The following is a 25,139-nucleotide window of genomic DNA, read 5'->3' as shown; positions in this document are numbered from 1 at the left end:
TTTAAACGGCGGATTGTTGCAGCGGGATCGTTTTTCCGCCCACTACGGCGTGTATGGCCGGAATAGTACCATAGGACACGGTTAAGGAAGGCACACCTTTCTTCCAGCTCACAGTGCCAAAGCCTTTGTCGGTAGCCAGGAAGCTGCTGAAATCGCCGATCTTTGAATCGATGTGGATGGCTTTATCCACCGCGTCGTACCGTACACCGGTGAGCCCCTGCAATAAGCCGTAGCTCGACATTGCCCGGGCGTACCAGTGCCCGCATTCATATTCATTGAAAGGATTCCTTACAGTACCATCATACCGTTGACGGCAGGTGCGTACAATATCAAGTCCTTTTTCCACTTCGCCCTGGAACATCAGGTGGGAAGCCACCTGGTATTCGATGCCGGTCCATACTTCATTGCTGTACACAAACGGCAGCGACAGCATGCCACCCTTTGGCCAGGAGCATAGCAGCAGTCCGCCTTCATGCCCCAGTGCATAGGTAGAGCGTTGTGGGTTTTCATGTTGCTGCAGGTCTTTTTTAAGATTGTATTTATGTACGGCCAGTAAGTGGCTTTTTGTTTTGGCAGTATCAACGGGTTCCGGCAGACCGCATACGCGTGCAATCCAGGAACCCAGCACGCCATCAGAGAGGCATCCTGTACCGTATTGATATTTGGGTCCTTCCTTTTTCAGCAGGGCCAATGCTTCCGGCGAGTACTGGGTACTGAACGACTGCGCTTTTACTGGATCGGGCGCCTGCAGGTCGGTCCATTTTATTTGCTGTATAAAATACTCCCCGTTGTATAACTCCGTTTCCAGGTATTGCTTTCCTTTTGCATAAAGCGTTTTGTAGGCGCTAACATCTTCGCCAAGATAGGCGCCCATTGCAGTGAACGCCGTGAGTGCCCCCAGATAGAAGCTGGTACACATACCGGTAGGCCCCCAGAATTCAATGTCGTAAGTATTATGATGCGGTTCTTCCACGATACCTTTTCTTTTCGGATCCCAGGTGCGGATACAATAATCCATGCTCACTTTCACCAGTGGGAACATTTTCTTCAGCCAGTCGTTATCCCCACTGATACGCCAGTCGCGGTACATTTTCATGATCCCTCCCAGCTGCCCATCGGCCGCTGAATGGAAGTTATGCACCAGTGGCGAAATGGGGATATTTGCGCGGAAGCCCTGGTGTCCTTCCGTATTTTGATTTTCATGAAACTCGGTATGGCGTAAACTTCTTTCCAGTGCTGGAAAGAGGTGTGGTACTGCCTGTGCATAATTCCATACATGCGTGCACGTGCCGTGGCAACTTCCCCAGTTGTCGCCGGAGCCTTCCCAGCACCAGAAGCGGCCATCGTACTGCCGCATCACGGTAGCGGATTTCAGGATGGTGAGGTTGGCGGCTACTGCTTCCAGCACTTCCGGCGGTAAGGTGCTTTTATAAAAGGTATTTGTAAAAAGAGATGTTTGCCTGTACAGTTCATCATAGTGGGCGGACCAGTAAGCGGCTGCTTCTGCCACATCTTTAAACCTGCTGCTGTACCAGGGCCGGTAATATTTGCCGGTAGCGGGAGTGCCGCCACCCGGACTATCACCAATATGCAGTTTTGAATCCGGCACATACCAGGTCATCATCAAACAGATCACTTTTTTCTCACCGGGCTGCAAACGGAAAGGCACATACAAAGATCCTCCGGGTGCGTCTTTCTCTACAGGTGCTGTGTTGCGTGTTTCGCCTGCTTTTACGGTATTCCACGACATTGTTAAGGGATCGAACCAACCACCCCGGAACCAGCAATGATCCACAATAGTAGCCGGCTCCGTAGTAAAGATGGCGAATTGGCCTTTCTTTTCCGGTGCATCCGGAATTGCCTCCTGCGATAAAACAAACCCTTGCGGCATGGCCTTTACACTATTCCCTGTATCTCCCTGCCGCATAAAGTTGCGCGCATGATAGGAAAAGATATATTCTTCCGGTTTTGTGCCGGTATTGGTAAACTGGTATTCCAGTGCGCCAAAAGGCATGCTGGCATGATCTTCATCGCCCGGCGTAAAAGGGCTCCAGCCCTTTATGGCTACCTGAAGGGGCAATGCGTTATCACGGAGACGGATATCCGCAAACGGGAAGCGTGCGTTAAAAGTGGATTCGTTGAAACGTGGCAGGCCCCAGGTGGCGCCACTGGTACCGCCCAACCCGGCATCACGCTGCCCGAATTTTTTCCAGTCGGGTACACTCCCTTCAAGTACCCTCGCTCCATCTGGAATGCCCTTTATGCTAATGGCGGCAAACATGGCCGGTTCATAAAACATTTCGGGATTATGGTGTACCGACATATGTGAAATAGCGCCGGTACCTTCCAGGCAAAACATGCCGGCGCCTATTCCTCCAACAGGAAAGGCTATACGGTTATTATACTTTCCGCTGTACGTTTCATTAAAACGACGGCCACCGGGTGCCTTTTTTTCTCCCGGCGGAGGCGTTTCTTCCTTTGCCGCCAGCGCTATGGCAGGAATGGTGGTAGCGCCCAGGTAGGCAACAGCAATGTTTTTCAGAAAGAAACGCCGGTTGTTACTTTTTTTCATGTGGGTTCAAAATTTTAAACAGCCGGTAAGCGGTACCGCTGCTGCACTTTACAATAAAATCAACTATGGCTCTGCTGGTTAAATGTGTCGTTTTTCATCGTTTCTCCGTGGACCATTAAATTTTGCTTACACGTTTAAGCAAAATAACAAGATTGAAACTAAAATAATAATTTGGATGATCCTAGTGTTTAGTAAATTTTATTTTAAAGGAGGGAGTATTAGTTGTTATCAAAAAAAAACGGGGATGACTAATCATCCCCGCGATCTTTATACAACCAAAATAGACCTCAATACCCCGGATTCTGTTTCAGATTATTATTCTTCTGTATCTCCGTTCTGGGTATCGGGAATAGCGTACGGTTAATGTTATTGGTGGCGGCATGCGACAACCACGACTTTTTCGTAAACGCGCCAAACCGGATCATATCTGTGCGGCGATGACCTTCCTGGTCAAACTCCCATCCCAGCTCATCCAAAAACCGGCCGAATGAAAGATCTGCACCGCCTTCATTGCTGAACTGATTATTCACGGCGTCTTTCATACCATATTGGTAGGAACTGCCGGCTTTCAGCTGCGCACCAGTCACCACTGCTTTGGCGGGATTATCCACGAAATCCCGTTGCCTTACCTGGGTAACAATGGCTGCTGCCTCATCGGCCTTACCTGTACGGAGCAGGCTTTCCGCTTTCATCATCAATACTTCTGCGTAGCGGAACAGCGGGTAGTCGTTACTCAACCGGTTGGTGGCGCCCATCTTTATTTCAAACTTTCCTAAACGGAAACCATGCACCGACTCTCCCTTTTCCAATCCAGGTAATTCATTCACGAAGCTCAGCGGCTTCCCGGCGAAATCGCCCTGCGCCACAAACAGCATCTGGCCGCCGGCGGTATACTGCTGACCCTTGATCCAGTTATTCTGATAGCGGGCATCCGCAGCATCAAAGGTGCTGATGAACTGCGGAATAGCGCAGATGCCACCCCAGGGCGTATTCTTCAGGTTATAGGTCGCCTGGTTTTCCTGCTGCAATGTTTGCATGTGCAGGTCAAAGGCATTCCAGTTATTGGTATAATCCTCATCCATCGGAATCGCCAGTATGATTTCTTTTGAACTCTGGTTCTCTGTTACAAACACATTTTTCTGTGCCGGTTCCAGGATATACCCGGCGCCTGAATTCATAACGCTATCGCAGGCACTGATACATTTTTCCCACTGCGGCGTACCGGTATACACACCTGCGTTCAGGTACATTTTAGCCAGCAGCGTAAAGGCCGCCCATTTGTTGAACTTGCCGTAGGTAGCCACCGTATTATCCCTGCTCAGTAAGGGAATATTATCGGTGAGGTCTTTTACAATGAAGTCATACACTTCCTTACGCGTGCTTTGTTCAGGCAGAAATCCTGCAGGCAGATCAAACTGTGTTACCACGGGAACATTCCCGTAAAAGTCGCAAAGAATGGCATAGTACGACGCGCGGAGCACTTTCAGTTCCGCGAGAGTGGCTTCTTTTTCATCTGTGATGGGTATCAGACCGGATTCAATCTGGTAGATGATCCTGTTGCAGTTGGTGATACCTGCGTAGGTCCGGGACCACGTTTGATTTACTACATCATCGTCGGTAGTCCACGTGTGCTTGTGCAGGCGCTGGTATACCCCGTCATCAAACCATCCCCATGGGCGCTTTGGAATCACCAGCTGATCGCCTGTTACTTCCTGTGCCCGCCAGAGGCCATTCCAGTCCAGCAATATAAACCGCCATTGCGAATATCCTGCGCCCACCAGCGCGGCGATGTCATCTTTAGTAGGATTGAACTCCGTGGAGATGATGGTGGTATATGGCTTATCCTTTAACTTGGTACACGCCGACAGTAAAACAACAACCATCAGCAGATTTATTTTACGAAGCATTTTCATATGCGTGTTTTTGGAAGATTAGAAATTCAGGTTCACACCAACGGTAAAGGAACGGGTAGACGGGTACTTGTCGCGGTCGTCCACACCAGGGTTCAGCCCCATCCTGTTTACTTCGGGGTCCAGGCCTTTATATTTAGTGATCACGAAAGTATTCAGCGAGGAAACATAGAAACGCGCACCTTTGAGATACTTGGTTTTAACCTGTGATAAAGTGTAACCCAGTGTAATGTTATCTATCTTCCAGAAGTCGCCATTTTCCACATAATAGCTATTGAACTCGAGGGCATTTACATTCAGCGCCTTCTTTCCAAAAACAGGATCGTAAGCCGATTTCAGGATATTGTAATTCTGGATAGATGGGTTCTCCATATACATCCTCTGCGAATTAATGATCTGGTACCCGAAAGCGCCGCGCATGGTGATACTGAGATCAAATTGTTTGTAGGAGAAATTATTGTTCCAGCCGGCATAGTATTTCGGTAAACCATTACCGATTACTTTTTTATCTTCAAAAGCATGGGCAAAATTATCGTAGGTCACCGGCTTCCCATCTCTCCCTTCGTATATCCATTTCCCGTTATCATCCACATCAATCACTTTATATCCGTAAAAATCGCCGATGCCTTTCCCGATATTTACGATGTGGGTAAAGGTTTGAATGGGAATCCCCGCTGCACCATCAGTGAAGTAAGGAGTAGTGGTTTGGTATAATTCGTTGGAGAGGCTGATTAATTTATTGCTGTTAGTGGAAAAATTAACGCTGGTATTCCAGGTGAAATCTTTTGCTTTCACCGGTATGAAGTTCAGCATTACCTCAATGCCTTTATTCTCCATTTTGCCTACGTTCGCGGTAGTGGTGCGGTACAGGTTTGGCGGACTGGGCACATCATAATTATATAACAGGCCTTTGATCCGGCGGTTGTATACATCCACATTACCACTGATGCGGCCTTTCAGCATACTAAAGTCTAATCCTATATTAGCTTCTGCTTTCTCTTCCCAGCGGATAAACGGATTGGCGTTGGTAGAAGGCACTAAGATGCGGGACCATTTACCGTTGGTATACACATAGTCGCCATAGCCGATCAATGGCTGACTTAAAAACCCATCTTTCGGCGGATTTCCGGTGATACCATATCCAACACGCAGCTTCAGGTCATCAAACAGCCGTTGCTGTTTCATAAAGTTTTCATTTGAAATTCTCCAGCCACCGGATGCTGCCCAGAAGTTACCCCAGGGGTTCTTTGCGCCAAACAACTGGCTGGCTCCTTCCCTTCTCAGGCTGGCCATCAGCAGGTAACGGTCTTCGTAGCTATAGTTCAGTCGTCCAAAAAAACTGATCAGGTTTGTTTCTCTTTTATAACTGCTGATATTCGCCAGCTGGTTCTTGATGCCTTCTCCCAAACCAATATTGTTATAACCAAAAAGATCAGTCGGGAAATCCTGGTTATCGGCATAGTTACCGGAAGATTCATTTTCCTGGTAGCCATATCCACCCAATAATGTAAAGTGATGCGCATTGAATGACCGGGAATACTCCGCCGTCCATTCTGTGAGGCGATCGATAGATAAATCCGACGCCACCGATGCAAAGCCATTCACGCCGCTTTTGATATTGGAGATATGCTTCTTCGTTTCTGCATAACCTTTGTTGGAATTAAAACGCGCATAGGAGAATAAGGCCGACAGCTTCAAATTATTAATGGGGCGGTAGGTAAGCGTGGCGTTCATGCGCGAATTTACATTCTTGGCTTCTCCGTCGCTTTCATATAATAACGCCATTGGGTTTTCATAATCAAAGTTGCCGGTTTGCTCATAGAAGTCACCGTTTTCTTTACGCACCGGTTCGGTAGGATTCCTGATGACTGTTTGGCGGTAAATCCATCCGTTGAAGCTGTTATCCCCATTATTATTACGGCTGTAGTTATTGGTTTGGTTCAGGATACCAATGTTCAGTTTCAGTTTATCATCCAGCATGCTGTGGTTTACATCGATCCTGCCCGAGAAAGTATTGTTATCACTTTTTCTAAAGATACCCTGTAGCGCGCGGTAGTTGGCAGAGGCGAGGTAGTTAGTGGTAGCGTTACCTCCGCGGATGGTGAGGTTATGCACCTGTGTAAGCGGCGTGCGGGTGGCTTCCTTCAGCCAGTCGGTGGAACCGCCTGCATCCCAGGAAGCCAGCCTGGTGCCGGCTTTTATCTGGTCGCGGTAGTCCTGTGCCGTGAGCATGTCCAGTTTTTTGGAGATCATTTGCGTGGTAGCATAGCCGCTGTAGTCCACGGCGTTAGCGATGGTGCCTTTGGCTCTTTTTGTAGTGATGATGATAACGCCATTGGATCCTCTTACGCCATAGATGGCTGCAGAAGAACCATCTTTCAGCACATCCACCGATTCAATATCTTCGGGCGCTACTGTTTTAAGATCGCCGGGGATACCATCAACGATAACGAGGGGATTGGCGTTAGCGCCGAATAAGGTGGTGTTACCTCGCAGTAATATCTGTGATCCATCGGTGGGGTTACCGCTTGGCGTAGCGATGGTTAAACCTGCTACTTTTCCCTGCAACAGCTGTCCCGCATCCAGTACCGGGCCTTTCACAAAGTTGGCCGCCTTCACGGTGGCGATGGCGCTGGTTACATCGCCCCTGCGCTGTGTGCCATAACCAATCACCACCGCTTCTCGGAGGCTTGCTATCGATCCCTGCATGACTACATTTATCAAAGTCCTGTTGCCCACCTGCGCTTCTTCATCCTGGTAGCCCACATAGGAAAATATTAGTACGGCGCCGGGGTCTACAGCGATGCGGTATTTTCCGTCCACGTCTGTAGAAGTGCCTGTTTGCCCGTTCTTCACTTTCACGCTTACACCGGGCAGTGCTTCGTTTTTATCATCGGTTACCTTTCCCTGTATCGTTATCTGTTGTTGTACGGGTATATCATTGATGATTTCCTGGTGCGGGATTTCTTTTTCCACGATAATGATCAGGTTATCTTTCTGCAGGTAACTGAGCTTCGTATTCTTCAGTACTTTGTCGAGTATAACAGAAAGCGGCTGCCTGTTTGCAGACACGGACAACTGCCTGTATTCCGCTACCAGTTTATCGTTATATACAAATGAAAGCCCGCTCTTCTTTTCTATCTCTGTCAGGATATCATGCAGGGAGCGGTTCTCCAGCTGTACATCTATTTTTATCTCCCTGGCTGTTTGCCCGGTTAAGGCGCCTGCAAACAAAAGTTGTGTGCCCAGTGAAATGAGCAGGAATATGCTACAGCCGGTGCGCATCGTTTTCCGGATGGCATAGAGATGACACCAAATGAATTGCTTCATAACGAGTGAGAATTTTGGTTAAGAAAAGATTTAGAATTGTACTACTTTATTCCGGGCTGACCAGTTAAGTTTGTTGGCTTTAGCAATAGCGAAAAGAATTTTTTCCAATGAATCGGTGGAACTGAAATTTGCTGTAAAACGTATTCCCTTCGTAGCTTCATCTTTAAAAACTATTTTGACATCATAAATATTCTCCAGCAGGATGGCCACGTGCTGCAAAGTTTCATTACGGAAGATTAATTTTCCTGTGAGCCACCCGGTGGTGGCGGCCGCGTCCACCTTTTTTTTGTGTGGTGACCCGTTGGCAGTATGGATGATAGCCTGTTCATCCGGCAGCACCATTAAAGGCGCTTCCTGCGAAGATGTTTCCACTGCTACCTTACCACGTATAACCGTAACTGTTACCTCTCCCAGTGCTTTGTATGCCTGTACATTGAATGCGGTGCCCAGTACTTCTGTTTGTACGCCTGCACTGGAAACAGTAAAGGGATGCATAGGATCAGTTGTTACGTCAAAACAAGCTTCGCCTTCGAGCAGCGTTACCGTTCTGTTCTCCCGGAAGTTTTCCGGGTAACGGATACCGGAGCCTGCATTCAGTGTTACTATTGATCCATCCGGAAGCGGTACTTTCAACTGTTGGCCCCTGGCGGTGGATCTTGTAACATACTGTACTGCAACGGTGCCTGTGTTTTGATAATGCAGGTATGCCCATGTGCCCAATGATAAAATAACAATAACAGAAGCGGCTACACGCAGCAATACCGGAAGATTAAAAAAATTTTGTCTTTTGATTTGTCCGTCGATGCGTTCTTTCAGCCGCTGCATTACCAATTCTTTATCTGCAGGCAACTCCTCCCCGCTTCCTTCTTCTGAAAGGCGGTCGAACCACTGCTCCATCCACTCTTTTTGTTCCGGCGTGCATTTCCCTTCCAGGTAAAGTTCCAGCAGCGTGTTAAAGTCAGTTTCATTCATAACGGCTGTTTTTCTTTGTATGGAACACGTGGTTAATATAGAAGTGTATAAAAAGAAGGGATGGTAGTAGATGACTTAAAAAAAAGTTGAAAAAATTATACATTCAGTTTGAGGTGCAGGTATTTCAATGCGTTGCTGATCTGTTTCTTTACTGTTTTATCGGAGATATTCAGCTTATGTGCAATTTCTTTATGAGAGAGATCTTCTGTTCTGCTGAGGAGAAATACTTCCCGCATTTTCAGGGGCAGCTTATCTATTTCACGGTTTACCAGCAGGGAAAGCTCATTGGCGGCCAGTTGCCGTTCAAAAAGGTCGTCGGCCTCCGCGAAGAGTATGCCCCAGGATTTGCGGAAATGGTTTCGTTTGATTTCCTGGCGGATATACCGGAAACCGCCGTATCGTACGCAGGAGTGAAGATAGGTATACAGTGATTCCACATTGTGCAGGTTGCTGCGACGTTTCCACAGGGACACAAATACTTCCTGCAGGATATCTTCCGCTTCCGCGGTATCCTTGATTGCCTTTACCAGATAAAAGTACAGCCGCTCCCAATAACGCATATAGATTACATCAAAGGCTTCCTTGCTATCCTCTTTCAGCAAATTTAAAAGAATATCGTCTGCATATTGTTGAAGATGCACACTATTCATAAGTGGAAAATTAACATAAACGTGAAACCTCTCTTTATCTACGGTCTTCTGTTCCTACGGAACGTGAGAATTATTAATTGTCTAATATACAATTAATAACTATTGACCCGTTATTTTTTTTCCGGATTTTTTTTTAATTATTACGGGAGATATGATGGATAAGGGTTTACGGGAAACAAACCCCTGTTCAATTGTTATTTTATATTAATTGTCATTTTTACACGAAATACATTCCCCGGAAGGAATGCCTTCCGGGGAATAGGGATAAATAATGTAACCGATGTTCTTTAACGGGCATTTATTTGAACCATTCTATATAGTCTGCTATAAAAGCGGCGGCGGTACGCGCCGGCTTGCCCAATACCTGCTGCACATCATTGCTCACATAAGTGGCGTCGCCATTCCGCTGTACTTCAGCATACGTTATCAGGGTTTGAATGGTCCACTGCGGCATACCCGTCTTTTCCATCCGTTCCCGGGCTTCCTCCAGGGTGAGCGGCACATAGGTCACTTTGTGATGGATCACCGTTCCTATGATATCGGCCAGCTGCCAGTAATTAAGGACTTCATCGCCGGTGAGGATATACGTTTGCCCGGCATGCCTTGCCGGGTCTTTGAGCACAGTGAATGCCACTTCCGCAATATCCCGGAGGTCGATATACGCCCGCCCCCCATCGCCGGTAGCTTCATAAATACGGCGCTCTTCTTTTACCCGTTTTGAAAACTCGCCCAGCCAGTTCTGCATAAAACCAGTCGGCTGCAGGATGGTCCAGTCCAGGCCGGAGGCTTTCAGCAAGTCTTCCACTTTCCTGTGCGACTGCCCGATGGCCGACGGTGCGATGTGTGCGGGCCAGCTTTTACCGGCCGCCGCAGAGGATAGTTTTACAAAGCTTTTCACCCCGGCAGCTTTGGCGGCGGTGATCACATGGTGTTGTTCCGCTATGAAGCTGGCCCCCATGCCGGATACCAGGAAAGCCGCCACACTGTTTTCCATCGTGGCAGGAAGCGTTTCCGGCCGGCTCATATCCGCGGCCACCCATTTTACAAAAGGCAGGCTTTCAGCCCTGCCCAGGTCGCGGGTTACTGCAATAGTGGGCAGCTGCGCCTCTGATAAGAAACCGAGCAATGCCCTGCCTATTTTTCCTGTTGCACCAAACACGGTGCGGTACGGTGTGTTTTCCATTTTAATGATTTAATTTAGCAGACCCAAAGTTACCGCCCGTAAATTCCGGCTGATAACGCAGAAGGAACTCTCATCAACGCAAAAAGAAGTATTATGACCCGCAGATGCCAGGTAACCCATAGCGCAGATAAACCTCCCGTGCAGGAAAAACAGCTGAGTATCGGAGACGCCTCCGGGTTTCGCATTCAACTGGAAGAGATCACTTTTAACGGCGTAGATCTACGCTGGGGAAGCTACATCAACCACGACGCCAAAGTGATGTCCTTTCATCCGGAAAAAAAGGCCATTGTATCACACTTCAGAATACAGGATGCCGGCGCCGCCAGCACACACGCCATCCGCGAAAAACAGTTCGTGGTATACCGCGAATCACCGGAGTCGCACGATCTTTTCATTCCTCCCACCAATAATAAAATACGCTCCTTCTTTGAACTGATCGTTACCGATGATTTCTTTGATCATATTTTCACGGAAGAAAGCCGTTTTATGGAGCGTTTCCGCCGGTACAACACTTTTAATATACCCGCGCCGGAATTTACCGCACAAATGCTGCCGGCTATGTACAGCGTCATCAACGATATGCAGCATAGTCCGTACAGCGGCGCATTAAAAGCGACCTACCTGGAAACCAAAGCCACGGAATTATTCCTGATGCAGATACTGCAACTGGACCAGCCATCGCCCGCTCCCGCAGGATTAACACCCGGCGATACGGAGCGGCTTCACAGCATTAAATACTACATCGATCAGCACTACGAAAAACCGCTTTCCATATTGGAACTGGCCCGCACTGCCGGCATTAACCAGATGAAGCTGAAAAACGGCTTTAAAGCCCTGTTTAACACCACGGTATTTGGCTACATCTCAGGATTGAGAATGCAGGAAGCCAGGCGATTGCTGCTGGAGGAAAAAATGTATGTAAACGAGGTGGCCGACAGGATGGGTTATAAATATCCCCAGCACTTCACGGCTGCCTTCCGGAAGAAATTCGGCCTGCTTCCGAAAGATCTTAAAAACTAAGCTGCCCGCTGTAAACACAACGGGCAGCAGCATGGGTGACCAGATATTTATCTCCCGGAATTAATAACCGGGATTTTGTACGATCAGCGGATCTGTTTGTGTTTCTATATAAGGGATTGGCCACAGGTAATCCCGTGCAGCGTTAAAGGTGCGCACTTCTATCACCCTCATTTCGCTTTTATTGGGCACTGCACTGTAATCGGCGATCCCATTGGCATCTATCTTCGGGGCGGCGGCGAGCCAGCCTCTTGGCACACGGCCATAAAATGGTCCTTTCATCACTTTATCGGCAATCTTCCAGCGGCGGATGTCAAACAAACGGAATCCTTCCATCGACAATTCATGCATCCGTTCTTTCCTTACCGCAGAACGAAGGGCTTCCTGTGTGCTGCCGGCGGGAATGTCCGGCATGTTTACACCCGGCCGTTTCCTTACCGCGTTAATCGCCTGGTATACGGTGGCATCCAGCTCATTGGCTTCTATTTTTGCCTCCGCATACATGAGCAGTATTTCCGCATACCGTGCAAGGATCACGCTCATGGTCGACTGGCGCGTATTGTCTTTATCTTTCAGATCCACATACTTACGCCAGCAATAACCACTGAAAGAGGCATAAGCGTTAACGGCATCCTGGTTTACGATCCGGGTAGCCGGGTTGGTATTATAGTTCCAGCACGTGAGACTGTCCTTATGCGTTTCAAACTGGTAATTAAAAAATATGGATCCTGGGAGTGCAATCGTGTAGCCAAGCCGCGGATCGCGGTGTTCAAAAGGCTTCTGCGGGTTGAACAACGGTGATTGATCAATGGTAAGTCCGTCGGTACACTCATAGCTGTCGACCAGCGACTGTGAAGGAATTTTATTGGAGGCACCACCGGCATTCCTGCACAGGAGCGGGTACGGCCCTACCCAGTTGATAACCGGCAGCTGATATTGCAGGGACAGGATCACTTCCGGTGAATTTTTTCCATCATAGCTAAATAACCGTGGGTAACTGTCATCCAGCTTGTACACGTTAAGATCCATTACTGCCTTGGCGGCATTGGCAGCAATTTTCCATTGTTCGTTATACAGCGCAGCCCTTGCTTTTACAGTGAGCGCAGCGCCTTTGGTAGCGCGGCCATTATCAGTAGCCGGATAGGTAACCGGCAGTAATGCTGCTGCACTGTCCAGCTCATCGAAAACAAATTTAAGTACGGCTGCTTTCTCGCTGCGCGGCACCTGCGAGTTTTCCAGTGAAAGGGTATGTGTTACCAACGGCACCCCGCCAAACATCGACAGCAGCTGTTGATACATAAATGCCCTTACAAAACGGGTTTCGCCCATACTGCGCTGGTACAGCAAGGGATCAGTCACGGCCCGTACTCTCTCCGCATTGTCCAGAATATAATTACACCGTCCTATCACCTTGTAGTAACCCGTCCAGATGCCTTGTGTGAAGGTATTGTTGGCATCGTGGTTGCCCAGTCCTATTTTTTGCAGATCACTGTTATTGCGTTCGTAGCCAATATCACTGATGGCATCAAACAGGAGCACTGACGGGAACCCGTCCAGCTGGGCCGGGTCGGAGGCTTTGTCCATAGGCTTATTCAGCCCTTTATACAGTCCGTTCACTGCCAGCAGCAGTTCGTCCTGGTTATTGAAATAATCGGCGTCGGAAGGGCCGGTTAAAGGATCTTTATCCAGGTAATCTTTATTACAGGCCTGTATCCCCAGCAGGGTAACAGCCATCATCATCCAACAGGTAAAACGCTTCCTCATGATTTCGGTTTTTAGAAATTTACATTAACCCCAAAACTGTAAACCTTTACAATGGCATAGTTGTCGGCCACGCCCACAGCTGTTTCCACATCATAGCCCGGCCAGAACTTACTGGACGTAAACAGGTTGGAACCATTTACAAATACCCGCAGGCTGTTGATCCGCATGGCTTTCACCAGGTTGGCCGGCAGCGTATATCCCAGCTGTAAGTTTTTCAGGCGCAGATAAGCGGCGCTCTTCATCCAGAAACTGGAGATCTGCTGGTTGTTGGTGCCGCCAAATACCAGCCGCGGAAAGGCGGCATCTTTATGCTCCGGCGTCCAGTAATCTTTGAAGCGCTCCTGTGCGGTACCGCCTACAGAGCTTACATAAAAAGGCATGATACCGGCGCCGTAAATCAGGCCGTCTACTTTACCTACGCCCTGCAGAAATGCGCTGAGGTCGAAGCCTTTCCACGATGCGTTTAAACTAACGCCATAAGTATAGCGGGGAATGGTGTTGCCAATAATTACCTTATCACTTTCATTGATGATGCCATCGCCGTTCTGATCTTTATATTTGATATCGCCTGGCGCAACGGTACCGAATTGTGTGGCATGTTTGGCTACATCATCGGCATTCTGGAAAAATCCCTCTGCCTCTAACCCGAAAATTGAATTCACCGGGTATCCTTCCCTGCTCACGGTTACAGCCGATTGGTTTATGCCGTGCATATCCACTACTTTATTTTTTACGTCGGATACATTCACACCGATGTTGTATTTAAAATCGCGGATCCTGCCATCGTAGTTGATGCCAAGCTCCCAGCCTTTGTTACTTACTTTTCCTGCATTCTGGTAAGGTGCTGTCAGACCGGTGATCAGTGGTATATTGAGCAGCAGCAGGATATCTTTTGTTTTACTGACATAATAATCTCCTGTTATGGAGAGATGGGAAAACAGGGTCACATCAAATCCTATATCGCTCATCTCGGTACTTTCCCAGGTGATATTCTTGTTCGCCAGAGAATCCAGGGCGGCGGCGCCTATGATTTGTCCGCCCATAGTATAAGAGCTGAGGTTCACTACGGTGGCAGACGGGTAAGTACCTATATTCTGGTTACCCAGCCGGCCCCACGATGCGCGGAGCTTTAATTCATTCACCACCGGTTTCAGCGATGCCATAAATGCTTCTTCTGAAATGCGCCATCCGGCTGATGCAGAAGGGAATACCCCCCATTTGCGGCCTTCTGCAAAACGGGAAGATCCATCATAGCGGGTATTAACTTCAAGCAGGTACTTTTCTTTGTAGTTATAGTTGATCCTGCCAAAAAAGGAACGCAGCGCCCACTCTTCGCCGGCGCCGCCGTTATTCATATTGGTAGCCGCTCCGGCATTCAGGATGGGATAGTCTGGTAAAACGTAGTTGTCGCGGTACGCGGTGAATCTGTCCTGGCGATAGCTATTCTGTTCCACGCCGCCCAATACTTTCAGGTCGTGTACGCCGTATTTTTTCTGGAACGTGAGCGTACCGCGCATGTTGTTATAAAACTGCCGCTGACTGGAAACGTCCAGGGTGCTTACCGGTGGAAACTTATAGCTGGGGGTGCCATCAGGATGATACGTTTGCACTACTTTATTAAACTTGTTCGTATAGGTTTGCACGTATTTGGGGGCGATATTAAAGGAAGCAGTAAGCCATTCTACCGGCTGGTAGTTGATGGACGTGTTAAGACTGCCCCAGGGCGCGCTTACGCGGTTCAGACCACCTTCACTGGCTGCTGCCGCCGGGTTGATGCCTACCCATCCTTCCCCGCGGGTACCGTTGGCATTTACCGCCAGCTGATTGGGGGAAATATTATTCATATAGGCAAAGATCACATCGGCGCCTGTTGCCGGCTCGGTGGTTACCGGGCTGATATATTGCAGGTCAAACTGCATGTTTAATTTCTTCGAAAAAATGATATCGGTATTACTGCGGATGGTAAGGCGTTTAAATTCGTTGTTATCCATCAATCCCTTCTGATCAAAATACCCCAAGGACACCAGCATCTTTACTTTATCGGTACCGCCGTTCACTGTCAGGAAATGGCTTTGCTGAAAACCGGAACCGGTTAACACCGCCTTCTGCCAGTCGGTATTGGGCAGTGAATCCGAGCTGCCGTTTCCCTGCTGCCGGTATTTTTCCAGCAGTGCATCGGAGTACAACGGAGAGCGGCCGGAATTTTTATACGCTTCATTCGCCAGCAACATATAATCCAGCGCGTTGGTGAGTGCAGGCAGATTGGTAGGTTTCTGCCAACCAACGTAGTTGTTGTAGTTAATGGACAGCTTATTGCTTTTGCCTCTCTTGGTGGTTACGAGTATTACACCGTTGGCCGCACGCGAACCATAGATAGCTGCCGATGCCGCGTCTTTCAGTACGCTGACGGAGGCGATCACATTAGGATCGATGTTGTTGATAGAGCCTTCCACGCCATCGATGAGCACCAGCGGATCGGGGTTTTTCAGGGTGCCCCAGCCGCGCACGCGCACCGTACCGCCATCGCCACCGGGCTTACCGTTGCCTTGCGTGATAGTAACGCCGGGCATGGTACCTTGCAACCCCGCAGCGGTTTGTCCTACCGGCCGCGCGGCCAGCACTTCGCCGGATACGGTGGCTACGGCTCCCGTGAGATTTACTTTTTTCTGGGTACTATATCCTACTACCACCACTTCCGTTAATGCTGCGGGGGTAACGGACAGCGGTATACGAAAAAACTTCTCCCCTTTAACAGGTTGTTGTTTTGTGAGATACCCGATGCTGGAAATACTCAGTACGTCCTGGTCTGTTACATTGGGCAGTGAAAACTTTCCGTTTTCATCTGTGAGCACACCTTTTGTAGTGCCTTTGATGCCTACTGTTACGCCAGGTAAGCCTACACCGGCGCTATCCGTAACGATGCCGGTAATGGTTTTTGCCGGCGAGCTGCCGTCCTGTGGGGAAAGCGTTCCGCCGGGCGGTGTGTTTTTTTTGATAACGACGGTGCCGTATTTAATCGTGTAGGTAAGCGGAAGATCTTTCAGGCAGATCTTCAGGGCTTCCTCCAGCGATTTGTTGGCGATATTCACGCTGAGCGGCGGCGCATCTTCCAGCAGTTTTTCATCGCAGATAAACTGGTAGCCGGTTTGCTTGCTGATAAGATCAAATACTTTATCCAGCGGCATTTTACTCACGGAGAGCTTTACGGTTTGAGCGCTGGCGGTAAGTGAGGCTGCCAGCAGCAGCCAGGTGGTAAATTTAAATACCCGCCATGTTCGTTGTTTAGCCGGCATACGGCTCCTGCTCCCGTGGGAGTGGACAATGGTAAACAGTTCCATACTATCTTCTGGTTGAGTTTAAATAATTCATACGTGGAGTACTCTCCTGATTTACTTCATAGTGGCGGGCATTACGGTGATACGGCTTCCGTTGATGGTGAAATGCACCCTTCCGGTTTGTTCCAGCAGCTCCAGGAGCTGTGTTACACTTTCCTTGCGGGTCATGCTGCCATACAGCTGAATACCGGAAAGATCGCCCTTGTATTCGATGTCCACATCATACCACCGGGCTATCTGTCGCATGATAACGGTGATATCTGTTTTGCGGAATTTGAACTGTCCTTCTTTCCAGGCCATTACCTCTTCTATTTCCGGGCGGGTAATTAAAAACTGGTTTTCTTTTTCAGCGATGCTTGCCTGCTGACCAGGTTTCATCATTGCGGTGGCGGCGCCTTGTGTTACGCTGACAGCGCCTTCCAGCAGGGTTGTTTTTACGCGGGCTTCGTCGGTGTAAGCCATTACGTTAAAATGAGTACCCAGTACTTTCACCTGTATACCGGATGTTTGCACCACAAAAGGCTTCGCCGCATTTTGCGCGATTTCAAAATACGCTTCCCCGGTGAGGAGTACTGTTCTGTTGCTGCCTGTAAACACTACAGGAAATTTCAGCGAGGAGGCGGCATTCAGCCATACCTGGCTGCCATCGGGCAATACCACCTGGTACTGTCCTCCTTTAGGCGTGCGGATGGTATTATATTCCGGGGCGGCGCCACTGCTACTGCTCATGCCACGATAGGCGAGCCGGCCGCTGTCCAGTTTAATGATACGGGTGTTTCCCTGTTTGCCTACTGTTCCGGTTCCTGCATCGTCCAGCACAATGGTGCTGCCATCAGCCAGGATCAGTTCTGCTTTGTTGTTACCTGCCGGTATTGGCGCAGTTGTTTTGTTTGATACTAACGGTGCCTGGCCTGCGTAATAATAACGCCAGGTGTAGCCTGCTGCCAGTATAAAGGCTACTGCTGCTGCCGCGGCCACTGTTTTATAAAAAGTGCGGATATTTTTCCGGGAGATGTGGTAGCGGTTATCTTCTTCCTTTATTGGTGGTTGCGCATCATTGCCTGTTTCCGTGTCATCATCTCTCCGCGTCAGCGCCTGCCGCAAGGCAGCAGTTTCCATTACCTTGTTAAAAGCCTGTTGTAAATCAGGATGAGCGTTAGCCGCATACCTGTCTTCCGCCAGTATGGCTTCAATCATTTCTTCCATTGCCGGCCCGTTACGTGCTGCCTGCATTAATACCTGCAGGCGCCTGGTTTCTTCCGGGGTGATCCGGTTGTCCAGGTATTTCTCCAATAAATCTTTTAACTCATCGTGTAACATAAAACCGGATGCAAGCACAACACTCTCATGAAGGGTTGTATAATAAAGACGAAAAAAGAACGAACGGGAATCCTTCAGCTACCGGAAAATATTTCAGCTTCGTTTAACCGGCAACGTTATCCCCCTGTTTCCATGCTCATGTAACATGCTCCGCTCTCCCACCCATATACTTCCGGATAGCGGCAATGGACCGTGCAATATAATTTTTGGAAGTGACCCTGGAAATATTCATCTGCCGGGCTATTTCATCGTGCGACAATCCCTGGAAGCGGCTCAGCCGGAAGGCCAGTTGCATTTGCGCCGGCAGCTGGTTGATAGCGGCATGCAACTGGCCTTCAAAATCCTTCAGTTCCAGTTTATCCTGGGCAGACGGTTGGTCCGATGCCATGTACACATGGTGTCCTTCTTCCTGCACTGTAGGCAATACCCTTTTCCGGAACTCATCCAGGATCAGGTTTTTTGCCATCGTATACAGGAAGGCATCGAAACGGTGTACTGCCAGCAGGCGTTCCCGGTTCATCCATATTTTTATAAAAATTTCCTGTGTCAGGTCTTCTGCCACGGCAGGCGACTTAACAAATTGCAGGGTGTTGGCATACATCTTCCCCCAGTACCGGTCAAACAACCGCTGGAAGGCGGGCTGATCCCCCGCTGCCACACGCAGCAACAGCTCTTTTTCATTATGTGGACTATCTTTCGGCAAGGAAGGTCATGGAATTTATTACAAAATAATCATTTCGCGGAACTACCTGTAATTATAAAGACGATAAAAAATGTAAACCGAATCCTTCCTGTTCTATTTTTTCCAAAATAATTATCTCGGGATAAATAATACTGCATCCGCAGCTATTATCCCGTCCGTTTTGTGGTTGTCTATTTCCACATAGGCGCCGGTTCCGGCTTTCAGCTGGTAACTACCCAGGCTCACCCATTCGCCGCTGGTTTGCCCTTCAACTTTTATACTTGCCGCTGCAATTTCCACTTCCTTTACCGTGCGGCCATCATATACCTTTACCCGTGCATTTCCATCTAATCCGGGGAGGCGTGGCACATAGGTAAATACCTCATATTTACCCGTTTTCCCGATAGCCGGTGAAAAACGTACCGATTTGCGCACGGCTCCCTTGCTGTCGTCTGTGAGCATGGAAGGGCCATAGCAGCCATGGATCACCTTTTTCCATTCGCCGGTAATGGTTACGTGTTGCTCGTCATTGTCGTCCACCAGTATTTCAGCGGGACTGTTATCCACCAACGGGTTGGTACGCAGCATGGTTTGGATCTTTTTTACGTCCGCGTCCTGTATGGAGCTGCGCTGATCGATGGCTACCGCCGCTGCGGTGGCAGCAGATTGCCCCAGCACCATAAATACCGGTTCCATGCGGATGGAGCCATAGGCAATGTGCGACGCTGATAAACAAACCGGCACCAGTACATTTTTCGCGTCCTCCGGTTTAGGTGTAATAGACCTGTAAGAGACCGGGTAAGGGCCAAGACCGCCAATCTGTACATCTCCCTCATTTTTTACCATACCATTTACTACGATACGCTGACAATTATGGGAATCCATATTGTAGGCCGCCATACCAACGGCATCCGTCACTTTTTCGCGGCCTTCACAATTGGCCTGTGTCATCACATATCCGCCAATCATGCGCCTGGCCTCGCGTATATACAGCTGGGGCGACCAATGGCCGTTATCCGTGTACTCATCTTTCGGGTACCCCCATTGTAACATTTGTTCCCGGAGATGGGAAGCAATCCGTTCATCGTGTCCTATAAAATATAACAGGCCTTTGGTATAAAGCTCATGATCGTGGATGATCTTTTTCCGGGTAGCCGGATCGGCCTCGGGGTAGTTATAGTTCATCCCGATCATATCCGTGGAAAAAGCGCCGTAATTATTAATATCGGTTTTCCCGTTGGGCATGAGATCAATCTTGAGGTTGGGTTTCAGGGCGTCAGGTTTGGTAGCATTCAGGAGGCGTACCAGCAGTTCGTAGCGCGACGGATCATAATCTTCCGGTTTGGTGACCGGAATACTGTTTTCCGGGCGGTTGCTCAGGCAGATCCTGAAATTATAGGCCTGTACCTTTTTGTCGCCCTCGCCATGGGCAGCAAGCGAATCGGGACTAATGCCCCACAGCAGGCCACTTTCGGGTTTGCCGGGGATCTTGTACGGATCAATGCCGTCGGGAAACTGGTGTTTATCGAGGAGCTGAACGCCGTTGTAGGTTTCGTGGTATTGTGCATTGGATTCCCGGCCAACGGTGTAGGAGATGCCTGCTTTCGCCATCAGATCGCCTTCATAGGAGCAATCGATGAACATTTTGGCTTTTACCACCTGTTCCGCGGGTCCGTTCACAGTTATTTCCGTCACATACCCGTTTTTCTTTACCGCGTTGCTGATGGTGTATCCGTACAGCACTTCCACTTTGGCGGCATCGATATACTGCTGGAAAGTAGCTTCCGCCACATGAGGTTCAAAGATCCACTGTTCCAGTTTTCCGTAGTGGTTGCCGATCCGGCGGTAGAAGTCGCGCGATAACCCGGTGATAGCATACTTATTACCGATGTCGGTATATCCCAAACCGCCGGAGGTAAGGCCGCCCAGGTGTTTGTCCGGTGATACGAGCAGTACTGTTTTATGCAACTGCTTTGCTGTATAAGCAGCTATTACACCCGCAGAGGTGCCGCCGTATACGCAAATGTCCACCTCCCTGGGAGGCGCTGTAAGCCCGGAACTGTTAAGCGGAAGGAGATACCCTGTACATACAACGAGGATAGAAAAGAGTTTTATTTTCATACGTGAATCAATAACGGCCCTTTAAAAGACCGTTATGTTTATAAAGACGGGAAAAAAGGTAACAGGAATGTGTCTTACGAAAAAAAATTATGTCGCAGGTGGTTAGTATCTTTGCTGTCTTCTACACACATCTGGCTCAACACACGGAAATAAACACCAAAATATGACAGCAACAACAATACTACTCGACGGAAAAGCTTTATCCAAACAAATGGAAGCAGAATTAAAGGTCAGGGTGCAGCGCATCATTGAAAAAACGGGTGTGGTACCTGTTCTGGCTACCATCCTGGTGGGTGATGATCCTTCTTCGGAAGTATATGTGAAAATGAAAGGGAATGCGTGTGAGCGGGTGGGCATGACCTCGGTAAAGGTACACCTGCCTAAAGAAACCACTACCAAAGAATTGCTGGACACTATCAAAAAGCTGAATAACGACGACCAGATCTGCGGCATCCTGTTGCAACACCCGGTGCCGTCACAGATCGATGAGCGGGCCTGTTTTGATAAAATACATATCGATAAAGATGTAGATGGGGTTACCTGCCTGGGTTTTGGCCGTATGTCGATGAACGAACCCGCTTATGGCAGCGCCACACCTGCGGGAATTATGGAGTTGCTGAAGCATTACCAGGTACCTGTTGCCGGTAAGCATGCAGTAGTAGTGGGCCGGAGTCCTATCCTCGGCAAACCGGTAGCTATGATGCTGCTGAATGAAAATGCCACGGTAACTATTTGTCATTCGCGGACCAATAATTTACGGGAGCTTATCCAACAGGCAGACATTATAGTAGGCGCAGTGGGCAAACCTGAATTTATAAAAGCGGAATGGATAAAAGATGATGCCGTTGTAATAGATGCCGGTTATCACAAAGGCGGCATCGGCGATATAGAACTGGCGCCATTAGCAAACCGGGTGGCGGCCTACACGCCGGTACCGGGTGGCGTTGGACCTATGACGATCGCAAAGCTGATTGCCCAAACAGTGGAATCTGCTGAAAGAAAGCTGGGGTCTTCCAGGAAATAATATTTGAGTCCAAAAAATATAATACAAATAACAGCTGCAGGTAGTGAAATAACTGCAGCTGTTATTGTCCTTTTTTGCCCGCCTGATTGTCGTTTTCACACCCGTTATATACCGATATATCCACCTAAGTTTGTGAAAAAGAAAATCATGAGACAAGAACTGCTCCGCGAAGTAACCAACACCGGCGATACCCTGCAACAATTGCTTACTTCCTTTGATGACGAACAACTGAACAAAGTGCCTTTTGAAGGCAGCTGGACAGCCGCGCAGGTGGCGTCGCATATTTGCAAAGCCGGCGACTGTGGCATCTTGTATGGCGAGGCGGTACCTACCGACCGTCAACCGGATGAAAAAATACCCGCCGTAAAATCGCTGTTCCTGAACTTCGATATTAAGATGAAGTCGCCGGACATGATTGTACCGGAAGAAGGTTATATGCCGAAAGAAGCTGTACTGGAAGATACCGCTGCCGCCTGGCATAAATTAACCACTGCCGCCAATACTGTTAACCTTACAGAAGAATGCACCGACTTTGAAGTGCCTGGCTTCGGACCTTTTACCCGGCTGGAGTGGATACAGTTTATCAATATTCATACGCAAAGACATATACACCAGTTACAACGTATATACGATACCGTAGTAAAGGCGTAAAGCGGTTTACTTTATATTTACACCGATGCCGATCTGTACCTGGCTTGTTTTCCACTGGTAGCGGTCATCAATGTCATTTACATTCGTAAGGCCGAGTACATAGCGTGCGTATACGTGCAGTATGTCGAAGTTCAATGTGGCGCCGGCAGCCACTCCCAGATCGCTGCGCTTAAAAGCATTACGGTTGTAGTTAAGGAGGTTTTCGTTAGCATAAAACAGGTAGCTGTATTGCGGTCCGGCGTTGATAGTAATTAACTTATTCACGTTGTAACGCAATAACAGGGGCAAGGTTATATAGCTGAGTTTAATGCTTTTATTGGCGTTGTCGTTGCCGGCAGAAATATATTTTGCACCGAAATCATCGTCACGTTTGGGTCCCACCTGCGAGAACAGGAGTTCCGGTTGCAGGCCCCATTTTTTTGTAAAATCATATTCGGCGTATACACCTAATCTTCCGCCCAGTGTATAATTTGATTTAATGCCTGCCCCATCCAGTTTAAACATGTTCAGGTCTGCCTTGATACCGTAATGCAGTCCCTGTGCGCTGGCCGCGGCAGCAAGGCAAACCAGCAACAATACTGACAGTAATCGTTTTTTCATAGCTGATGATTTTAGCATAAAGAAACGAATTGATCAGATGCGAATTGCTGCGCCCGGACCACTAATAGATGATCCTGCTGTTTTTCACTATCATGCGGGATATTTCCTCGGCAGATCGTTTGGGGTTATGACAGTTTAAGGTCTACTTTCTGCCCGGTTTTAACAGCGTGATAGATGGCGTCAATAATTTTCAGGTCTTTCAGGGCCTCTTCTCCGTCTACAGCTACCACCGGTTGTTTTCCATCCAGGATAATGCCTGCCATTTCTTCCATTTGCACGGTTTGATGGGTAACGTGTGGCTGGGTAAGTTCTCCTTTATTGGTGCGCCCGCGGATGGGGCCGTAGCCGGTGGAAGGCTGCATCTCAGCAAATCCTTTTTCGCCGGTGAGGTAAAAGCGGTCGAGGTAGTTCATGTTGTAAGTAGACAGGCACGACGCTACGGCGCCACTGGGAAAGCCCAGCTGGAATTGGATGGTTTCATCCACGCCTTCTTTAAATTTCACGGGGTCGGTTTTGGTTTCCTGGGCTGTTACCCATATGGGGTCTTCGCCGGTCATATACCGGGAGCCGTTGATAGCGTAGATGCCTATATCCATTAAGGAACCGCCGCCGGCCAGTTCTTTATTGAGGCGCCACTGCGAGGGGTCGCCGATACGGAAACCGCATTGCCCCTGGAAGAACATGATTTTTCCGAAGTCGCCGTTTTTGCGCATGCGGATAACTTCCAGTGTTTTGGCTTCAAAATGCATGCGGTATCCCACCAGCAACTTTACGTTTGCTTTTTTACAGGCGGCAATCATTTCCTGGCCCTGTTTAGCATTCAGCGCCATTGGCTTTTCGCAGATCACATGTTTACCTGCCGCAGCCAGGCGGATGGCCTGGTCGTGATGCAGTGCATTGGGTGTGGTGATATATACCGCATCAATGTCTTTGTTATCTTTTATTCGGTCGAAGTTTTCGTAATTATAACAGTTCTTGTCGGGGATGGAGAACCGGCTCTGCCAGTCTTTTATTTTAGCGGGGGTGCCGCTGACCACGCCTACCAGTTTTGCCTTTACGCAGGCCTGCATGGCTTCTGCCACCCGGTTGCCATAACTGCCTAATCCCATAATGGCTACACGTAATACCGGGCCATCATAGTGATGGAGATCTTTTGCCCAGCCGGCAAGCGGCATCAGGGGCAGTACCATAGCGGAGGCGGCAATTTTCTGTATAAAATCACGACGAGTATTCATGACGGGAGATTTGGGTTTCATTGATTCCTTAATAATACAAAATTTATCCAGGAAATTATATCAAAAAAAAAGCCCCTCCGGGCGACGGAGCGGCTGGCTATCTTTATAAAAAAATCAATTCTTTACATCATACAAAATGACAAACTCCACTCTCCTGTTCCTTGCCTTTCCTGCTTCTGTATCGTTGGTGGCAACAGGATCGCGGTCAGACAATCCCCAGGTGAACATACGGTCGTTGCTCACCTCAAAACTATTGAGTAATTGTTTGGCGCCTGTTGCACGGCGTTCTGACAAATCACGGTTGTATTCCGCCGCGCCGGTGTTATCCGTATGACCGGTGATCAGGATCTTTGTTTTATTGTATTTGTTGAGTACTTCTGCAAAATGTTTGAAGGTAGGCTTTACGCTTTCGTTCACCTGGTCGGAAGACGATGAAAACAGTACGTTGTTAGGGAAAATCACTTTCAGGCTGTCTTTGATGATACTTACTTCCGCATCATTCAACGTGTTTTTCAGCTCTTCATACTGCTTGTTCATATAAGCATGCTGGCTGCCGCTTTTCCGGGAAGATGCGCACGAAGCCGTTAAAACAATGGTCACTATTGCCAGCAGGCAATAACGTGAGGTCAATAACATTCTTTTCATATCCGCTGTATTAAGCTGCAAAGGTATGTAAAATAGCTATTATCAAGCTGTTGCATAAATAATCTGTAATATTTACAAAAACATATATGCGTTAATGTTATAACCCTATCGTGCTGCCACGGTAACAC

The 25,139-nt window shown here is 48.5% G+C and carries 17 protein-coding genes; 3 read left to right on the top strand and 14 right to left on the bottom strand.

What is annotated here, in order from left to right; translation table 11 throughout:
* Window position 1: 1 nt before the first annotated feature.
* From AB6805_RS22360 to AB6805_RS22335, 6 genes are all read right to left on the bottom strand, one after another.
* A complete protein-coding gene (locus AB6805_RS22360; RefSeq protein ID WP_370911671.1) occupies window positions 2-2,572 on the bottom strand; it encodes a GH116 family glycosyl hydrolase in 2,571 nt (856 codons plus the stop codon).
* A 287-nt stretch (window positions 2,573-2,859) separates the two neighbouring features.
* Window positions 2,860-4,485 (bottom strand): RagB/SusD family nutrient uptake outer membrane protein, encoded by a 1,626-nt coding sequence (locus tag AB6805_RS22355; RefSeq protein WP_370911670.1) that lies wholly within the window; start codon window positions 4,483-4,485, stop codon window positions 2,860-2,862.
* An 18-nt stretch (window positions 4,486-4,503) separates the two neighbouring features.
* Complete coding sequence (locus AB6805_RS22350; RefSeq protein ID WP_370911669.1) at window positions 4,504-7,812, bottom strand: TonB-dependent receptor; 3,309 nt, start codon at window positions 7,810-7,812, stop codon at window positions 4,504-4,506.
* 30 nt (window positions 7,813-7,842) lie between these two features.
* Window positions 7,843-8,784: a FecR family protein gene (locus tag AB6805_RS22345; RefSeq protein WP_370911668.1), complete on the bottom strand. Its 942-nt coding sequence runs from the start codon at window positions 8,782-8,784 to the stop codon at window positions 7,843-7,845.
* Window positions 8,785-8,879: 95 nt separating this feature from the next.
* On the bottom strand, window positions 8,880-9,434 hold the full coding sequence (locus AB6805_RS22340) for an RNA polymerase sigma-70 factor (protein WP_370911667.1): 555 nt from the start codon (window positions 9,432-9,434) through the stop codon (window positions 8,880-8,882).
* Window positions 9,435-9,732: 298 nt separating this feature from the next.
* A complete protein-coding gene (locus tag AB6805_RS22335; protein WP_370911666.1) occupies window positions 9,733-10,617 on the bottom strand; it encodes an NAD(P)H-binding protein in 885 nt (294 codons plus the stop codon).
* A gap of 93 nt (window positions 10,618-10,710) precedes the next feature.
* Here AB6805_RS22335 and AB6805_RS22330 point away from each other — a divergent pair, with 93 nt between their 5' ends.
* Window positions 10,711-11,637 carry a helix-turn-helix transcriptional regulator gene (locus tag AB6805_RS22330; RefSeq protein ID WP_370911665.1) on the top strand — a complete coding sequence of 309 codons (927 nt, stop codon included), beginning with the start codon at window positions 10,711-10,713 and terminating at the stop codon, window positions 11,635-11,637.
* 60 nt (window positions 11,638-11,697) lie between these two features.
* On the opposite strand, the gene AB6805_RS22325 is transcribed toward AB6805_RS22330, so the two are convergent.
* From AB6805_RS22325 to AB6805_RS22305, 5 genes are all read right to left on the bottom strand, one after another.
* Window positions 11,698-13,398, bottom strand: coding sequence for a RagB/SusD family nutrient uptake outer membrane protein (locus tag AB6805_RS22325; RefSeq protein ID WP_370911664.1), 1,701 nt, complete (start codon window positions 13,396-13,398; stop codon window positions 11,698-11,700).
* 11 nt (window positions 13,399-13,409) lie between these two features.
* Window positions 13,410-16,736, bottom strand: a complete 3,327-nt coding sequence (locus tag AB6805_RS22320; protein WP_370911663.1) for a TonB-dependent receptor — start codon at window positions 16,734-16,736, stop codon at window positions 13,410-13,412.
* A gap of 51 nt (window positions 16,737-16,787) precedes the next feature.
* Window positions 16,788-18,053 (bottom strand): FecR family protein, encoded by a 1,266-nt coding sequence (locus AB6805_RS22315; RefSeq protein WP_370911662.1) that lies wholly within the window; start codon window positions 18,051-18,053, stop codon window positions 16,788-16,790.
* A 136-nt stretch (window positions 18,054-18,189) separates the two neighbouring features.
* The gene (locus AB6805_RS22310) at window positions 18,190-18,756 is read right to left on the bottom strand and encodes an RNA polymerase sigma factor (RefSeq protein ID WP_370911661.1); all 567 of its coding nucleotides are present in this window, start codon (window positions 18,754-18,756) and stop codon (window positions 18,190-18,192) included.
* A 111-nt stretch (window positions 18,757-18,867) separates the two neighbouring features.
* Window positions 18,868-20,856 carry an FAD-dependent oxidoreductase gene (locus tag AB6805_RS22305; protein WP_370911660.1) on the bottom strand — a complete coding sequence of 663 codons (1,989 nt, stop codon included), beginning with the start codon at window positions 20,854-20,856 and terminating at the stop codon, window positions 18,868-18,870.
* A gap of 163 nt (window positions 20,857-21,019) precedes the next feature.
* Here AB6805_RS22305 and folD point away from each other — a divergent pair, with 163 nt between their 5' ends.
* Together folD and AB6805_RS22295 are read left to right on the top strand one after the other, a co-directional pair.
* Window positions 21,020-21,880, top strand: a complete 861-nt coding sequence (gene folD / locus AB6805_RS22300) for a bifunctional methylenetetrahydrofolate dehydrogenase/methenyltetrahydrofolate cyclohydrolase FolD (RefSeq protein ID WP_370911659.1) — start codon at window positions 21,020-21,022, stop codon at window positions 21,878-21,880.
* Between the two features lie 147 nt (window positions 21,881-22,027).
* Window positions 22,028-22,531, top strand: coding sequence for a DinB family protein (locus AB6805_RS22295; protein ID WP_370911658.1), 504 nt, complete (start codon window positions 22,028-22,030; stop codon window positions 22,529-22,531).
* Between the two features lie 6 nt (window positions 22,532-22,537).
* Here AB6805_RS22295 and AB6805_RS22290 read toward each other — a convergent pair whose 3' ends face one another.
* From AB6805_RS22290 to AB6805_RS22280, 3 genes are all read right to left on the bottom strand, one after another.
* Window positions 22,538-23,131, bottom strand: a complete 594-nt coding sequence (locus AB6805_RS22290) for a porin family protein (protein ID WP_370911657.1) — start codon at window positions 23,129-23,131, stop codon at window positions 22,538-22,540.
* A gap of 125 nt (window positions 23,132-23,256) precedes the next feature.
* Window positions 23,257-24,366 carry a Gfo/Idh/MocA family protein gene (locus tag AB6805_RS22285; protein WP_370911656.1) on the bottom strand — a complete coding sequence of 370 codons (1,110 nt, stop codon included), beginning with the start codon at window positions 24,364-24,366 and terminating at the stop codon, window positions 23,257-23,259.
* 114 nt (window positions 24,367-24,480) lie between these two features.
* Window positions 24,481-25,011: an OmpA family protein gene (locus AB6805_RS22280; protein ID WP_370911655.1), complete on the bottom strand. Its 531-nt coding sequence runs from the start codon at window positions 25,009-25,011 to the stop codon at window positions 24,481-24,483.
* Window positions 25,012-25,139 lie beyond the last annotated feature (128 nt).

The sequence above is a fragment of the Chitinophaga sp. RCC_12 genome (assembly GCF_041360695.1).
GTDB lineage: Bacteria > Bacteroidota > Bacteroidia > Chitinophagales > Chitinophagaceae > Chitinophaga.
Note: the sequence above shows the minus strand (reverse complement) of the source record. Positions and strands in the feature narration are given on the sequence as shown.

Excerpts from the sequence above, each read along its gene's own strand:
- AB6805_RS22360 (WP_370911671.1), bottom strand. The coding sequence starts at position 2,572 with ATGAAAAAAAGTAACAACCGGCGTTTCTTTCTGAAAAACATTGCTGTT.
- AB6805_RS22355 (WP_370911670.1), bottom strand. The coding sequence starts at position 4,485 with ATGAAAATGCTTCGTAAAATAAATCTGCTGATGGTTGTTGTTTTACTG.
- AB6805_RS22350 (WP_370911669.1), bottom strand. The coding sequence starts at position 7,812 with ATGAAGCAATTCATTTGGTGTCATCTCTATGCCATCCGGAAAACGATG.
- AB6805_RS22345 (WP_370911668.1), bottom strand. The coding sequence starts at position 8,784 with ATGAATGAAACTGACTTTAACACGCTGCTGGAACTTTACCTGGAAGGG.
- AB6805_RS22340 (WP_370911667.1), bottom strand. The coding sequence starts at position 9,434 with ATGAATAGTGTGCATCTTCAACAATATGCAGACGATATTCTTTTAAAT.
- AB6805_RS22335 (WP_370911666.1), bottom strand. The coding sequence starts at position 10,617 with ATGGAAAACACACCGTACCGCACCGTGTTTGGTGCAACAGGAAAAATA.
- AB6805_RS22330 (WP_370911665.1), top strand. The coding sequence starts at position 10,711 with ATGACCCGCAGATGCCAGGTAACCCATAGCGCAGATAAACCTCCCGTG.
- AB6805_RS22325 (WP_370911664.1), bottom strand. The coding sequence starts at position 13,398 with ATGAGGAAGCGTTTTACCTGTTGGATGATGATGGCTGTTACCCTGCTG.
- AB6805_RS22320 (WP_370911663.1), bottom strand. The coding sequence starts at position 16,736 with ATGGAACTGTTTACCATTGTCCACTCCCACGGGAGCAGGAGCCGTATG.
- AB6805_RS22315 (WP_370911662.1), bottom strand. The coding sequence starts at position 18,053 with ATGTTACACGATGAGTTAAAAGATTTATTGGAGAAATACCTGGACAAC.
- AB6805_RS22305 (WP_370911660.1), bottom strand. The coding sequence starts at position 20,856 with ATGAAAATAAAACTCTTTTCTATCCTCGTTGTATGTACAGGGTATCTC.
- folD (WP_370911659.1), top strand. The coding sequence starts at position 21,020 with ATGACAGCAACAACAATACTACTCGACGGAAAAGCTTTATCCAAACAA.
- AB6805_RS22295 (WP_370911658.1), top strand. The coding sequence starts at position 22,028 with ATGAGACAAGAACTGCTCCGCGAAGTAACCAACACCGGCGATACCCTG.
- AB6805_RS22290 (WP_370911657.1), bottom strand. The coding sequence starts at position 23,131 with ATGAAAAAACGATTACTGTCAGTATTGTTGCTGGTTTGCCTTGCTGCC.
- AB6805_RS22285 (WP_370911656.1), bottom strand. The coding sequence starts at position 24,366 with ATGAATACTCGTCGTGATTTTATACAGAAAATTGCCGCCTCCGCTATG.
- AB6805_RS22280 (WP_370911655.1), bottom strand. The coding sequence starts at position 25,011 with ATGAAAAGAATGTTATTGACCTCACGTTATTGCCTGCTGGCAATAGTG.